The organism is Enterococcus phoeniculicola ATCC BAA-412 (assembly GCF_000407505.1).
GTDB lineage: Bacteria > Bacillota > Bacilli > Lactobacillales > Enterococcaceae > Enterococcus_K > Enterococcus_K phoeniculicola.
This window is the reverse complement of record NZ_ASWE01000001.1, coordinates 1,001,732-1,016,431: the sequence shown is the minus strand read 5'-3', so window position 1 is coordinate 1,016,431 and position 14,700 is coordinate 1,001,732. Positions and strand designations below refer to the sequence as shown.

Annotated in this window: 13 protein-coding genes; 3 read left to right on the top strand and 10 right to left on the bottom strand. The window is 34.9% G+C overall.

Annotated features, from left to right (window positions below):
* Position 1: 1 nt before the first annotated feature.
* The 5 genes from I589_RS04595 to I589_RS04575 form a co-directional block, all read right to left on the bottom strand.
* The gene (locus tag I589_RS04595) at positions 2-1,921 is read right to left on the bottom strand and encodes a BglG family transcription antiterminator (RefSeq protein ID WP_010769288.1); all 1,920 of its coding nucleotides are present in this window, start codon (positions 1,919-1,921) and stop codon (positions 2-4) included.
* A gap of 1,032 nt (positions 1,922-2,953) precedes the next feature.
* Positions 2,954-3,421, bottom strand: a complete 468-nt coding sequence (locus I589_RS04590; RefSeq protein ID WP_010769289.1) for a PTS sugar transporter subunit IIA — start codon at positions 3,419-3,421, stop codon at positions 2,954-2,956.
* Positions 3,422-3,602: 181 nt separating this feature from the next.
* Positions 3,603-4,928 carry a family 4 glycosyl hydrolase gene (locus tag I589_RS04585; RefSeq protein ID WP_010769290.1) on the bottom strand — a complete coding sequence of 442 codons (1,326 nt, stop codon included), beginning with the start codon at positions 4,926-4,928 and terminating at the stop codon, positions 3,603-3,605.
* 30 nt (positions 4,929-4,958) lie between these two features.
* Positions 4,959-6,539, bottom strand: coding sequence for a PTS transporter subunit EIIC (locus tag I589_RS04580; protein ID WP_010769291.1), 1,581 nt, complete (start codon positions 6,537-6,539; stop codon positions 4,959-4,961).
* 54 nt (positions 6,540-6,593) lie between these two features.
* Positions 6,594-7,385 carry a carbohydrate deacetylase gene (locus I589_RS04575; protein ID WP_010769292.1) on the bottom strand — a complete coding sequence of 264 codons (792 nt, stop codon included), beginning with the start codon at positions 7,383-7,385 and terminating at the stop codon, positions 6,594-6,596.
* A gap of 156 nt (positions 7,386-7,541) precedes the next feature.
* Here I589_RS04575 and I589_RS04570 point away from each other — a divergent pair, with 156 nt between their 5' ends.
* Positions 7,542-8,255 (top strand): MurR/RpiR family transcriptional regulator, encoded by a 714-nt coding sequence (locus tag I589_RS04570; protein WP_010769293.1) that lies wholly within the window; start codon positions 7,542-7,544, stop codon positions 8,253-8,255.
* Between the two features lie 466 nt (positions 8,256-8,721).
* Here I589_RS04570 and I589_RS04565 read toward each other — a convergent pair whose 3' ends face one another.
* Genes I589_RS04565 through I589_RS04545 form a run of 5 tightly spaced genes read right to left on the bottom strand, consistent with a single transcriptional unit; the run spans position 8,722 to position 13,078 of the window.
* Positions 8,722-9,795 carry an ABC transporter substrate-binding protein gene (locus I589_RS04565; RefSeq protein WP_010769294.1) on the bottom strand — a complete coding sequence of 358 codons (1,074 nt, stop codon included), beginning with the start codon at positions 9,793-9,795 and terminating at the stop codon, positions 8,722-8,724.
* Complete coding sequence (locus I589_RS04560; protein ID WP_010769295.1) at positions 9,792-10,619, bottom strand: ABC transporter permease; 828 nt, start codon at positions 10,617-10,619, stop codon at positions 9,792-9,794. Before I589_RS04560 ends, I589_RS04565 begins: the two co-directional genes overlap by 4 nt.
* Entirely contained in the window at positions 10,616-11,425 is an 810-nt protein-coding gene (locus I589_RS04555; RefSeq protein WP_010769296.1) for an ABC transporter permease, read from the bottom strand. The genes I589_RS04560 and I589_RS04555 overlap by 4 nt, the downstream gene beginning before the upstream one ends.
* A gap of 5 nt (positions 11,426-11,430) precedes the next feature.
* On the bottom strand, positions 11,431-12,516 hold the full coding sequence (locus tag I589_RS04550; RefSeq protein WP_010769297.1) for an ABC transporter ATP-binding protein: 1,086 nt from the start codon (positions 12,514-12,516) through the stop codon (positions 11,431-11,433).
* A gap of 19 nt (positions 12,517-12,535) precedes the next feature.
* The gene (locus I589_RS04545; RefSeq protein WP_010769298.1) at positions 12,536-13,078 is read right to left on the bottom strand and encodes a helix-turn-helix domain-containing protein; all 543 of its coding nucleotides are present in this window, start codon (positions 13,076-13,078) and stop codon (positions 12,536-12,538) included.
* A gap of 267 nt (positions 13,079-13,345) precedes the next feature.
* Between I589_RS04545 and coaB the strand changes: the two genes are divergently transcribed.
* Entirely contained in the window at positions 13,346-14,149 is an 804-nt protein-coding gene (coaB, locus tag I589_RS04540; protein WP_010769299.1) for a phosphopantothenate--cysteine ligase, read from the top strand.
* The gene (coaC, locus tag I589_RS04535; RefSeq protein ID WP_010769300.1) at positions 14,149-14,700 is read left to right on the top strand and encodes a phosphopantothenoylcysteine decarboxylase; all 552 of its coding nucleotides are present in this window, start codon (positions 14,149-14,151) and stop codon (positions 14,698-14,700) included. Before coaB ends, coaC begins: the two co-directional genes overlap by 1 nt.

Genomic DNA, 14,700 nt, shown 5'->3' with positions numbered 1-14,700 from the left:
ATTATTCACTCCTTAAAATTTCCATTATCTCTGTCTTAGAGATTGGCTTTCTCATCTGCTTTAAAACATTTTCTGTATCGACTATGTTATAGATATCGGATAAAATCTGTCTGGTTTGATTTGTGTCTTCTTCTGAAATACAAATAAGAAAAATAATATCTACATAATATTTATCCCATTTAAATTTTTTCTTATTTTTTATAAATACGATTGTTGTTTTATTTACATAACTCGGATGCCCATGAGGAACAGCTGTACCTGACGGAAGGTCTGTTCCGCCTAATTTTTCACGCTGAAAAAGATTCTCGATAAATTTTTCTGAAACAAGTCCTTTTTTTATCAACTGTAACCCAACCATCCGAAACAACTCTTCCTTGGAAGAAAACTCGCTGTTTACATAAACCAGATCCGGTTGAATGTATTTTCTTAAATGTTGAACGGTCAGCGTTGAATTTTTCGGACTAAGATTACTTGGTTTATAACCAGAATTTTTTATTTTTTGGGTATCAATATCTGTCAAAAATGGTGAAACAAATAATACTTTCTTCTCTGGAATCTCTATTTTTATAGTAGAAATAATTAAGTCAAATTGATAAACATCTATATGTTCTAACTCAGCAACAGAAGCAACCTCAATTGTATCCAAAGAAGGAAGGATGTTTTTAATACGATTCATTAATAATTCAGAGGTTGCGATTCCCATTTGACAGACAACTAAAATTTTTCGATTTAACTTTGCTCGTTCAATTGCTGATTGAAAATAGATGGTTAAGAAGGCAATTTCATCTTCGTTGAATGAGATATTGAGCTTCTTTTCATATTCACTTAATACAACCCATATAACATTGAAAGTTAACGAAAACTCTGTTTTAATTTGCTCCGTAAAAGGATTTTCTGTCTTGTTATTTGATTGCAATCTATAAATCATTGGTGGAATATGGTCCATCAGTTGTTGCTCTAACTTTTTATCATTTGAAAAATCAATACTTAATGCTTTTGACACTCTGGTAAGTAAAGTTTTCACCACTCCATTATCAATTGTTTCTTTTGGAAGAGATTCAAACCGATTTGCTATTAAATGCTGAGAAAAAAATTTTACATCTTCATTTGTGTAAGAAAATCTAAGACGTAACGCGGCTTTATGTAATAATCTAACCGCACTTTCTTCAAAAAAAAGGGAAAATTCTGAGCCTTTAGTCTTTTCATTTTCTTGAATATGATGGCCATTCAAGTTTCTGTGAACAAGAATAATAAAAATATTTAAGACGTTTTGAACGTAGTAATCTGCAAGTGCATTGCTGTTATCTCGTACATAGTTATACAGAATGTTGGTACATACAGAAATAATTGTTTCCTCATAATATGGACCGAGTACATTCATTTTCATTCGAATGGTGTCGTCATAATAGTAATTTGAATGGCTAATGATGTATCGATTAAATTGTAAATATGCTTTTTGAATATCTGATTCGGTTCCGCTAATTCGTGTCCCCTGTACATCACTTTTTAATGTAATATCAGAACCTGCTTGCAAAATTTCTTTGATGCATTCTAAATCCTTAATAATGGAAGTCTTACTTACTAAATAGAGCTCAGAAAGAGAATTGAAACTTATCATCTCTTCATCAAACAAAAGGATTTTCATAATATCGATTCGTCTTGAAAACGTACTATAAGTATCGATTGTATCAAGGCTTTCTGTAAATGGTTGTTCAATCTTGCAGTTTTTTAGTAAGATACCGACACCTCTCTTTTTTTCAATGCATTTCCCTAAGCGTTGAATGTGATTTTCTAACAGCTTTAACTCAGAATGTACGGTTCGTTTGGAAACGCCTAATTGATTGGCGAGGACCTGCACTGTTAAAAAATCAGTTTGGGATTCTAATAGCTCCAGTAGCTCTTTTTGTCTCTGTGATACCATATGATGTGCACATCCTAACTATTATTCTGTTAGCGCTATCATGAATATACGTTCATTATAGTGAGCTATTTACTTATTGAATATTACATTTCTTTGCAACAAGTACAGTAAAACTGATTTTAGTTGTTGCAAAGAAAATAGTGAATGAGTCCCAAAAAGTATTTATGGTGGATACTCGTAAGGGGAATCATTTATTTCTTTAAAAAACAGTGTATCAATATAATTCTAGCAGTTGTCAATTTTCGAAGTATTTCAACCATAGAGTTAAAAAAGAGAATGATAATGGATGTGTTCCTCCTTCACTTGTATGAATTTTTAAAGAAACTAAGAAACCAGGACATAACTCTAAAAGTTATGCCCTGGCTTTGTTAAATCTTAATGAGGGTGGAAAATGAAGTAACGCTATCTTCCGCGTACGCTTAAAACGTGCTTGAACTAGAGGTTTCCACTTATAGTTATGGGTCGCTTATGTAACTATTGTAAACTAGTTTGGCGAGTTATAACTAAGTTTAATTTTATCCTTTTCTTCTATTTCCTCATGCAACCGAGTATGATCTAAAAAATTTTATCCAATAAATACTTTAATTGTATCGTTTATCTAATAATTTGAGTATGAAAATTGTTTTATTACTTGTTTTAAGGGTAATGGCAACTTAATGATTGATAGAAAATATTTCTTCTTGTAACGAGGACACTCTCAATAACCTCTAAAAAATGTGTTTATTGTCGCCCATTTTTGTTGCCAGACCATTGCCAGAGTTCATAACTTAAAGGCTGCCTATAAGAATAAAATTCCACGAAGAGCCATTCGCTTGTAGCGAAATCCTCCGTGGAACTTGTCTATTTTTTATTCTGTTTGAATCGCTTATCTTCCTTAAAATACCGACTGCTCTTTTATCGGAAGTGTACATACTCCGTAAATTCTGATATTAGGAAAATAGATTACAGAAATAGCCTTATTTAGAAAGAAGTAAATTACTCTAAAATTGAAAAGTCAGTTCAATGACGAAAAATGACTTTTATATAAAAATACTATTGAATAGCCATAACCTTCTCACCAGGTTCTTTAAAACCTGTAAAGATACTGTAAGATTTATCCTTTACTTCAGGAAATACTACAATTATCGTGTTTTCTTTTTCTTGTTCTTTTAAATACTGAACATCCATAGTCAGTAGTTCATCATCAATAGCAACTTTCTGACCTACAGTAACCTTTGGATAAAGTCCTTTTCCTTTTAATGTCACAGTATCAATTCCTACGTGTAATAATACATCTAGTCCATGGCTACTATGAATAGATATAGCATGATTCGTTGGGAAAATTGATTTTATTGTTCCTGCTACTGGTGAATAAACAATCGAGTCAGAAGGGATTACAGCGAACCCTTCTCCCATCATTTTCTGGCTGAATACGGGATCGTTTACTTCAGCTAATTCTATAACTTCTCCTTTTACGGGCGAATAAATTTCAATATTTTTTTTCTTAAAAAAGTGAAACAACTGGCATTCTCCTATCTTTTCTTAAGTGTAGGTTCCTGGTTTATCACTCGTTTTTAGGAAGCTTAGCTAGCTCGTTCCTAAAATATCTGTATAAAGTAGTGATATCTTCAATCAGAAGACTTCTATTTTCTACTGGAAAGAGGTTCCAGCGATGACTCAAGTGAAATCACACCATAAAAAATTAACTTAATTCAGGCCACATACCTTGATTAGCTTCATACAATTCATCTAGTACTTTTTTCCCTACAGTATAGTTAGGAATAGTTTTATTTAACATGACAGCTTCTAAAGCGGTTTGATATGAACCAGATAATGCGGCATCCACCGTCATTTTCTCATAAGCTTTTTGCATTTCCATTAACCCTTTTTGGAAAGTAGGAATCTCCCCGATATTAATAGTTTCAGCCCCCATTGAGCCAACATATGCTGGAGTTTCTACTACGGCTTCTGAATCAAAGTTAGAGATTGCTCCATGATTCTTTTTATTCACCGTAAAACGTTCTCTTGTATTGTGAATAATCGCATATGCAATATCCACAATATAGTTCCCATGTACCCCAGCATGAAGGGACGAATCTTTTGCTGATCCGGCTGCAATCACTCGTCGGCACTCATCATAAATCCTTTTTTCACGACCTTGCATAACATAATCTCCACGTGTAAAGTTTGGATTATCATGGCTAATCATTTCATCTGGTGTTAAATAATATTGTAGATAACAATTAGGAAAATATTCTGGGAAACGTTTGAATAGACTAATCATTTGTCTATAGGTGTCAATCCAGTATTGATCCCCTTCTGTCTCTTCATTTGACATAAGTAACGTCTCAATTTTTCCTGATAAGACATCTTCACGAAGTTTTGGAAGCAAATCTTTTCCTTTCTCGTCGATAATATTCGTCCACCAACCAAAATGGTTTAAGCCAAAGTATTTAAAAGTTAAATCTCTCAAATTTTTATTGAAATATTTTGCAATTGCTCCTTCAATTGAAATCGGCATATCGCAAATACATAGCACATTAGCATCTGGAAATTCCCGATAAATAGCTTCAGACAAGATAGCTTCGGGATTTGTATAATTTAAAATCCATGCATCTGGACAAATCTCTTTAACTTTACGAATAATCTCCAACACTGCAGGAATCACTCGCATTGCAAATGAAAATCCGCCAAGTCCACATGTTTCTTGACCCACGACACCATTTTGTAAACAAATTTTTTCATCAATAGCTCTTTGCTTGTTCAATCCTGGACGAATTTGCATGAATAAGAAGTCTGCATCTAACAAAGCGTCATCTATATTTGTTGTGTAAGATACATTCACTGTTGAGCCAGTTTCTCTATAGTACATTTTTGTATACTGCCCTAAAAGATTAACGCGTTCCTCATCATTATCATAAAGAACTAGATCAGTTAAGTTCAATTCTTCTGCTCGCTTTCGCAAAACCTCTAATATTCCAGGAGACTGAGTTGATCCGCCGCCAATCATTACAAATTTATTTCCCATGTATACTTCCCCCAATTATTAATTTTTCTTTTATGCTTTTAAAGATTTTTCATGAGCCATATAAGCCTCTACTTTTTCTCGTTCTTCTTCTACACCAACACCAATAATGATTTGGATGTGTTTACCTTTGTCTACAATACCGGAAGCTTGAACCTTCTCTTTTAGAATCTTCATGTTCACTTTAGAGGTATCTTTCACATCTATCCGAAGTCTTGTATAGCAGTTGATGATATTGTCAATGTTTTCTGCACCACCAAGTCCGGCGACAATGTTTTTAATTTGCGGTTCAAACTCTGAATCATTATCAATTGAATCATCGGCATCCATAGTCTCATCAATTACTAGATTGTCAATTGAGCTCTCTTTCTTTTCTCTTCCCAAAGTAGGAATATCTAGTTTTACAATTAAAAGTTTAAATACGAGGTATTCCATTACCGCTGTTAGTATAAATACAATTGGAATCAGATATTGGTGTCCCAAACGAGCTGGAAAAGCAAAGCTATTAATAATCATATTTATGCCGGTATCAAATTGAATATTTATCCCTACCAAATTTGTAATTAGCATACTTACTCCATAGACAATTGCATGTGCTAACCATAAGATTGGCGACAAGAATAAGAATAAGAACTCTAAAGGCTCAGTAACCCCAGCTAAAAATGCTGTAGTCACCGTTGGAATGAGGATAGCTGCAACTTTTTTACGGTTCTCAGGACGTGCAGTTTTCCAAAGTGCAAAAGCAATCCCTATCGGTAAAGAAATTGACCCAAAGTTTGCTAAATAGCCAATAGATGGATGCATTGTAGTGATAGAACCCGCATTTCCTAATTCTGCCAACCAGATGTTGAATGCACCGTTATATACTTGACCTGCGATTTCTGCGGTTCCTCCAAGTGGCGTATAAAAAATAGGCATCCATAAGAAGTGATGTAATCCTAAAGGTAGTAATAAGCGGTTTAGGAATCCATAGAAAAAGAATCCTACAGAACCTGCAGTAGTGGTTGCCTTAACGACTGTTTCAACAACAGAGTTCACTGCTGGCCAAAAATAGGTGATTCCAATGGCAAACAAGATAGTTGCAAAAACAATCAAAATATAAGCAGATTTAGTTCCTGAGTAAGGAGACAAATATTTGTGTAGTTTGATTTCTCCAAATTTATTTACCATTACTCCGACAAAAACGCCTAATAAAATCCCTAAAAATACACCCATATCTGTGACTTGAATTCCAAAAACCGTCCCTTGACCAGTTCCATAAAGACCTTGTTCTCCGGCTACTGCTAATCTATCAGTAACGGTTAACCAAGCATTATTCGCATATAGGAACACAAGATAAGTTATCGTACCCAATATCGCAGCATCAGTTTTATATTTAGGTTTAGCCAATGCTGCTGCAATACCTACACAAAAAATGGCACTTAATTGTCCAATCATCCCGTTAGACATGATATTAAAAACAAAGTTCCCAATTTCTTTTGATACGGTGGGCATCATGTCTAATTTAAGAATCGCGCAAACAGATAAAATAATCCCCGTAACAGCCATAAACATGACTGGTTGAATGATTGCTTTGGAAAAGGTACTTGCCGAGCGCATAAATTTTTCTTTCATCATATACATCTCCTTTTTTAATTGACTATCCGTATAAACACTCCTATGAATCTATTAATGAAAAAAATCTCCATAATGGTAACATCCTATATTTCGTTCTTCTAAAATATTTCGCAGCATTGGATCACATAATAAGGTAACCTCTTTGGTACGCTGAATATTGAAAGAAGAGTTTGCATACAATGTTTCATCAACAAACGCAGGATGGACCATCAATTCTGTAATCTCATTTTCCTTAACGGAATCTAGTACAGATTGTATTTCTTCAAAACACTCCTTATGTCTTTCATTTACAGTGAAGCCTAGATTGCGAATCTCTGGGTGATCCATTAAATCTAAGAAACCTCTGATTCCTTTTTGATAAGGAAGAGTTAAACTTTCTTCAAGACCGTATGAATTTCGGAAACATAACTGGTATTTTTCTGCTATTTTCTTAGTAATCTCATAATTTTCAGGAAAGGTGTGCACATGATGATGACTATCAAGATGGGTTAGCTTTATCCCATTATTCTTCAGGTAATCAATCTGACAGCACCACTCATTGAAAATTTCATCTGCATCCATCATGCTGCGATATAATTTATATTCTTTCAGATTAAAAAAAGTGCCATTTTTACCAGTCAGGGTTTTATTTACTGTCATTGGAGTTCCGCAAGTCAACACTAGATGGCCACCTACGCCTAAATCACGATTTTTTTTGGCTAATTCGATTGCCTCATCACGACCTGGCATGTTAGCCATTAAAGTGGTAGAAGTTAAAACGCCATTTTTAAATGCTTCTAGGATTCCCAGATTTACCGCAGTTGAGTAGCCAAAATCATCTGCGTTAATAATTATTTTTTTCATACTTTTGCCTCTTTCATAAAAGAAATTACTTTCATACAATTGTATTTGCTTTCTTTATGAGTGTAGTATAAACTGCATAGAGAACGCATACAATACTTTTGCAAAAGGATGATTTTTCTTTCTGTTATTGAAAGTAGTTTCACTAGGAGGGTAATTATGAAAAAAATTTATTATTTTAACAGATTACTACCAAATAGTAATCTTAGAGATGACGATGAAAAAATCATCGAGAATATCATCGCTGATATTGAAGAAAAAAAACTCATAGAAATAAAAAAAGTGGCCGAGCAAAATTTCACGTCGCAGTCTTCAATTAGTCGTTTAGCAAAACGTGCTGGTTTTAAAAATTTCAAAGAATTTATCTTTTTCTTAGAAACAGAGTTTTCTATAAAATCAAGCAAGCAAATCGACAACCTTCCCTTTGCTAGTTCATCCCACAGTTGGGATACTATCGATGAGTTTTTTTCAAATGCATTTGCGACAAAAAAAATATATCTTTTCGGCGAAGGATTCTGCCAATTTTTGGTGGACTACACCTATCGTAAACTTCTTCTAAAAAAAATATATGCAATCGATCTTGATGGGGTCGAAATCAGTCTAGTTTCAGATGAAACGCCACATACACTGATTACTTTTTCTCAATCGGGTGAAAATAAACGCGGTTTGATAAAAATGAAGGAATGTAAAAGCTATGGAGGAAAAGTTATTGCCATCACGTCAACTGAGAATAGCAGCTACGTGAAGCAAAGTGATCTTTCTTTTATTGTTGATAGAGGGAGCACAGGGCTAGATTACGAAAACCAAAACTTAAATTATTTTTTTGGTAATTCCTTAAATCTAATCGAGTACTTAATTGGAATTTACACTTAATAATTATTTTCTTTTTATTTTGCTAATTCTTTTATCGATAAGAGCTATTTGAGCTTTCGTAGATAAAATCTCATTGGTTGCGTTACAAACTTTTAAACGTGAATCAATTCATCTTTTTGACGTCTTCAGCTCTTTTCAATAAATTCTCAAAGTCTTCTTGTGGTGAAAAGAGCTGCACAGAAGTGTTCAGTTGCGAAGCACCGATCGTCAACAAAAAAGAATCTCCCCGAGATTTACCGCATCAATTAAGTAGATTTTTAGATCTATTTCTTTCAGAGATAGTGTGTTAAGGCAAATATAGTTTATTTCCGACTCCTTCAACTCCAGCATATCCCAAGCGCACAAGATGATGAGAGCGGAAGACTTTCAATTTATTTCTCTTAAAAAATTTCGTATCTTTAACATCTGAAAAAATAAAACGAATCCGATCACAACTTAAAAAGTTATGACTCGGATTCGTTAAACCTTATTTACGATAAATCTTAAACTCCAAAAAGTAATCATTATAAATACCTAGATATTTTGAGCCTAAATCTTCATAGACTTCTAAATGTTCAATCGTTTTATCGTCTGGATAAAATTGTTTATCTTCGGAGATTTCTTTTGGCAGCAGTTTTTTTGCTTCTTTATTTGGAGTTGAATAGCCAATGTATTCTGCATTTTGTGCTGCATTTTCAGGTTCAGACATGAAATTGATAAAGTCATAGGCACCTTGAATATTCTTTGCTGTTTTAGGAATTACGATATTATCAAACCATAAATTTGAGCCCTCAGAAGGAATCACATAATGAAGATGCTCATTTTCCTCCAGCATTTCTGCAGCTTCCCCTGAGAATGTTACAGCAACAGCACTCTCCTCATTAATCATATACATCTTAATTTCATCAGCAACAATTGCTTTTACGTTAGCGGTTAGTCCCGTTAGTTTTTTTGAGGCATTATCTAATTCCGAAATGTCTTTACTGTTTAATGAGTCACCTAAGCTATTTAAAGAAAGCCCCATGACTTCTCTTGCTCCATCAATGAGCATGACATTGTCTTTTAACTCTGGTCGCCACAAATCGTCCCAATGTTTCATGTCTGCCTCATTAACAAATTTATCATTGTAGATGATACCCAGTGTTCCCCAGAAATATGGAACGGAGTATTGATTGTTTGGATCAAAATCTAAATCCAGGAATCGTTCATCAATTGCTTTCATTCCAGTAAGTCGTGAATGATCAATAGGCAGCAGGAGTTGTTCTTTCATCATCTTTTGAATCATGTACTCACTGGGAATCGTAATATCATAAGCTGTTCCCCCTTGCTGAATTTTTGTAAACATGGCTTCATTTGAATCGAAGGTTTCATAATTTACTTTGTACCCATATTCCTTCTCAAACTTTTTAATTAGCTCAGGATCAATATAGTCTCCCCAATTGTAGATGGTTACAATATCGGCTCCTGCCATTCCGCTTGCCTTTTCGAGCTGGCGAACTGAGAAAAACAAAATCAAGATGATGGCAAGAATACCAAGGAACAATGATTGTAATTTTTTCATCCTAGTTTTGTCCCCTCTCTTGCTTCTCGACGGTTTTTGCGAACCTTGCGGGAAGTATTATCTTTGCTTATAAAGTAGTAACCGACTACCAAAATCATGGAAAATAGAAAGACCAGTGCGCTCAATGCATTAATTTCTAAGCTGATTCCTTGGCGAGCACGAGAATAGATTTCTACTGACAAAGTAGTAAAGCCATTTCCTGTCACAAAGAAAGTGACTGCAAAATCATCTAGTGAGTAAGTAAAGGCCATGAAATATCCTGCGATAATTCCAGGAGATAAAAAAGGTAAGATAATATTTTTTACTACTTGGAAGTTACTAGCTCCTAAATCTCTTGCCGCATCTACCATTGAATCATTCATTTCTTGCAGTTTTGGCAATACCATTAATACCACAATCGGAATACTAAAAGCGATATGGGAAAGCAGCACACTTTGAAACCCTAAACTAAATCCAATAAGTGTAAAGAAAATCAAAAAGCTGGCACCTATAATGACATCTGGTGAGACAAGCAAGATGTTATTAGCACTCAACAATGCAGTACGAGCCTGACGTTTTTTTGTATAATAAATGCCCATTGCGCCAAATGTACCAATCATGGTGGCGATTAAAGCAGATAGAAAGGCTAGAAAAAACGTATTTAATACGATAATAATTAGCCGTGTATCATCAAATACTGCCTGATAATTTTCCCATGTGAATCCTGTAAACTCATTCATCGTTCCACCTGCATTAAAAGAATAAAAAATCAGATAGAATATAGGCGTATATAGTAATAGAAAGACAACGGCTAAATAGAGATACGACCATTTAAATTTTTTCATTTTGCTCGTCCTCCTTTACGCTTTTCGCCTGTTAACAGCATCACAACAAACATGGCAATAATCAAAATCACACCGATAGTAGAGCCCATTCCCCAGTTTTGTGTCACTAAGAAGTGCTGCTCTATAGCGGTTCCCAGTGTAATGACACGGTTTCCACCAATGAGTCGGGTCAACATGAATAAAGAGAGCGATGGAATAAATACTGCTTGTACGCCACTTTTTACGCCATTTAAGGACAAAGGAAAGATCACTCTGCGAAACGTCTCAAAGTTATTGGCTCCTAGATCACGACTAGCACTAATGAGAGAAGGATTCATTTCCTCTAGCGCATTAAAAATAGGCATAATCATAAATGGAATCTCTATATAGGTGGCAACAAATAGAAAGCTAAAGTCCGTAAATAGAATCTGTTTGGGACCAATCCCAAGAAAGTCAAAGAAATGATTCACACTTCCGTGAATACTGAAAATACCAATAAATGCGTAAGCTTTAAGGAGTAGATTCACCCATGTGGGTAAGATAATCAGCATCAGCCAAAGCTGTTTATGTTTTAATTTTGTTAAAAAATAAGCGGTTGGATAACTGATAAGCAAGGTAAAGAATGTAATTAAAAAGGCATACCATACTGAATTAAACGTCATCCACAGGTAGGTTCCTGAAGTGAAATAGGCTGCATAATTTGAAAGAGTAAACTGCCCGTTCATATCAAAAAACGATTGATAAATAATCAGTAAAACAGGGGCAATAACAAATAGTATAAGCCACATGAAATAAGGCACAGAATAAATTCGACGGATTGTTTTCATTTCATCTACTCCTCATAGCTTTCAAGACGTGCATCAAAATCTTCTTCCGATTCGTTAAACCGCATGACATGAATATCTTCTGGTTCAAAGAAAAGCCCGACTTTACTGCCTTCTTTTGCTTTGCGAGTTGAGTGAACCATCCATTCGTTTTTATCTTCGTCAGTACAAAGAATTTCGTAATGAACGCCTCGAAATAGCTGGGTATCCACCGTAACCACGAGTTTGCCTTTATCAGGTGTTGTAATCGTCAAATCTTCTGGACGGATGACTATTTCAACAGGTTCGTTCCCTCTCATTCCACCATCGACACACTCAAACTGTTTTCCAACAAATTCAACCAGATTATCTTCGAGCATCACGCCATTAACAATGTTGCTTTCACCAACAAAATCAGCTACAAAGTGATTGATTGGCTCATCATAGATGTCTACAGGAGTGCCACTTTGAACAATTCTTCCTTTATTCATCACAAAAATTTCATCGCTCATTGCAAGAGCTTCTTCTTGGTCATGTGTCACAAAGATAAAAGTGATGCCTAAGCGTTGTTGAAGATCACGTAATTCATACTGCATATCTGTTCTAAGCTTTAAGTCAAGGGCAGATAATGGCTCATCCAGCAACAACACTTTTGGTTCATTCACAATGGCTCTGGCGATGGCAACCCGCTGTCTTTGCCCACCAGACATCTCACTAATCTCCCGCGTTTCATACCCAGGTAGCTGAACCATTTTCAATGCTTCTCTTACTTTTTTAGTAATATCTGCTTTCGCCATTTTTTTGATTTTTAAACCAAATGCAACATTATCAAATACGTTCATATGTGGAAATAAAGCATAATCTTGAAAAACTGTATTTACTAGCCGTTTGTTAGCTGGGATGTCATTAATCCTCTGGTTGTCAAAGAATATATCCCCTTTTGTTGCTTCTGTAAATCCTGCAATCATACGCAAAATCGTTGTCTTTCCACAACCAGAAGGTCCTAAAAGAGTATAAAATTTTCCTTGCTCAATTTCAAAACTTACATTTTTTAAAATCACTTCATCATCATCATATTGCTTTACGACGTTTTTAAAAGAAATAATAGTATTCACTTCTCCACTCCTCAGCTGATTATAAATAGGACTCTGTTGCTACAATAAGTGCACGGGTTTTACCCCGAGAATAATTTTTTAATTGATGCGGTTCAGTTGCTTGATAATAAAGGGACTCTCCTTTTTTAGCGGTGTAGGTTTTGCTTCCTAAACGAAGCGACACACTGCCATCTAACACATAGATAAATGTTTCAGATAAGGAAGGTTCAAATGTTTTATACTCGCCTTTTTTTTCAAACGTGATTACGACAGGCTCCATCTCATTTTCATTAGAATCAGGAATCAGCCATTTCAATTCATACCCGTTTTCTTCATCAAAATAAATCGTATGATCTGCTTCTTTATACACCACTTTTTGATCATTCGTTTCTTGACTAAAGAATTCTTCTGGAGTTACCCCTAATACTTCAAGTAAATTGAAAAAAGTTTCCATTGAAGGAGAACTTAGCTCTCGTTCTAGCTGGGATAAATAGCCTTTGGTTAAATCTGTTCGTTCCCCTAGCTCTTCCAACGTTAAATTTTTCTGAATGCGTAAGTTTCGCAGCTTATCACCAATCTCCATGGCCCACCTCCAAATAAACTTGTTAATTTGTCACAAAAGTTTCGTAATACTAAACTACAAGTTTAATATCCTTACTTAGTATACGAATTTTGACGAGAAAAACAAGAACTTTTTCCTATTTTTTTGAAAAAAAATAGGAAAATAACTTTGTTGATTCCTAACAGAAAAATAACGATCCTTACTTTTTCTCTAAAAGTGAGCTAGAAGCCTATGATACAAATATAGTGTATGATAAGATAATGAAAAAGTCTCAAAAGGAGTTTACCCATGAATCAAAAAACAGATTTTCTCCAAAATGGTGAGTCTGGTACAAAACGAATTTTAATTACAGCAGGAGGAACTTCCGAAATCATTGACAGCGTTCGTTCCATTACCAATCATTCAACAGGGCGATTAGGAAAACAGATTGCAGAAGTATTTTTGTTAAAGCCTGAGTTTGAGATTGACTATGTGACCACTCATCAAGCAGTGCTGCCTGATGAACAGGATCGACTTCACTTGCATTATATTCAGACTACTATGGACTTAAAAGAAACATTAGAATATTTATTAGAAAAAACTACCTATCATGCTGTCATCCATAGCATGGCAGTGAGCGATTTTACGCCAGAATCCAGTCTTCCCCAAGAACCCTTTTTACAAACTCTTTATCAGCATTTAAAGACCGATTCAGAAGTATTATCCAGTTTTTCTAATTTTGAAAATTTATTTCATCAGTTATCTGTTCCGCAAACAAGTGAGAAAAAAATTTCTTCCAATACAGATCATTTGTTAATGGTTTTAAAACAAAATCCTAAAATTATCCAGCGGATCAAACAAATGCAGCCGACTACCCTGTTAGTTGGATTTAAGCTGTTGGTGGGTGTGAAAAAAGAAGAGCTGCTGGCTGTTGCAACTGAAAGCTTAAAGAAAAATTCTGCAGATTTTGTTCTTGCAAATGACTTGGAATCAATTACGCAATCGCAGCATATTGGCTATTTAGTCTCGAATACTGGCGTAATTGCTCAGGGCTCTACAAAACTAGAAATCGCTTCAATGATTGTTGAAGCAGTAAGTAAAGGAGAAGGATAATGAAAACAATTCTTTTAGGAGTCTCTGGAAGTATATCTGCTTATAAAAGTGCAGATATTGCCAATCAGTTAGTGAAGCTTGGCTATAATGTTGAGGTGATAATGACTCAAAGCAGCACGGAATTTATCACACCACTGACGTTGCAATCACTATCAAAAAATTATGTCCATACAGACGTGATGCAGGAAAATTTTCCTGATAAAATCAATCATATTGAGCTAGCAAAAAAAGCGGACCTATTTCTTGTTGCACCAGCGACTGCAAACATTATCGGTAAGCTTGCAAATGGTTTAGCGGACGATTTATTGACGACAGTAGCGATGGCTTTAAAAGAAGAAGTACCCAAGCTTATTGCACCAGCTATGAATACTTATATGTATCAAAATCCTGTTAATCAACGAAATCTTAATTGGTTGAGAGAGGTTGGTTATAAAGAAATAGATCCTCGTGAAGCGTTACTGGCTTGTGGTGACTTTGGAAAAGGGGCATTAGCTAATATTCCTGATATTTTAGATGAAGTCACTCAAGCACTTCATGAGTCAAAGGAGTAA

Excerpts from the sequence above, each read along its gene's own strand:
- I589_RS04595 (WP_010769288.1), bottom strand. The coding sequence starts at position 1,921 with ATGGTATCACAGAGACAAAAAGAGCTACTGGAGCTATTAGAATCCCAA.
- I589_RS04585 (WP_010769290.1), bottom strand. The coding sequence starts at position 4,928 with ATGGGAAATAAATTTGTAATGATTGGCGGCGGATCAACTCAGTCTCCT.
- I589_RS04580 (WP_010769291.1), bottom strand. The coding sequence starts at position 6,539 with ATGAAAGAAAAATTTATGCGCTCGGCAAGTACCTTTTCCAAAGCAATC.
- I589_RS04575 (WP_010769292.1), bottom strand. The coding sequence starts at position 7,385 with ATGAAAAAAATAATTATTAACGCAGATGATTTTGGCTACTCAACTGCG.
- I589_RS04570 (WP_010769293.1), top strand. The coding sequence starts at position 7,542 with ATGAAAAAAATTTATTATTTTAACAGATTACTACCAAATAGTAATCTT.
- I589_RS04565 (WP_010769294.1), bottom strand. The coding sequence starts at position 9,795 with ATGAAAAAATTACAATCATTGTTCCTTGGTATTCTTGCCATCATCTTG.
- I589_RS04560 (WP_010769295.1), bottom strand. The coding sequence starts at position 10,619 with ATGAAAAAATTTAAATGGTCGTATCTCTATTTAGCCGTTGTCTTTCTA.
- I589_RS04555 (WP_010769296.1), bottom strand. The coding sequence starts at position 11,425 with ATGAAAACAATCCGTCGAATTTATTCTGTGCCTTATTTCATGTGGCTT.
- I589_RS04545 (WP_010769298.1), bottom strand. The coding sequence starts at position 13,078 with ATGGAGATTGGTGATAAGCTGCGAAACTTACGCATTCAGAAAAATTTA.
- coaB (WP_010769299.1), top strand. The coding sequence starts at position 13,346 with ATGAATCAAAAAACAGATTTTCTCCAAAATGGTGAGTCTGGTACAAAA.
- coaC (WP_010769300.1), top strand. The coding sequence starts at position 14,149 with ATGAAAACAATTCTTTTAGGAGTCTCTGGAAGTATATCTGCTTATAAA.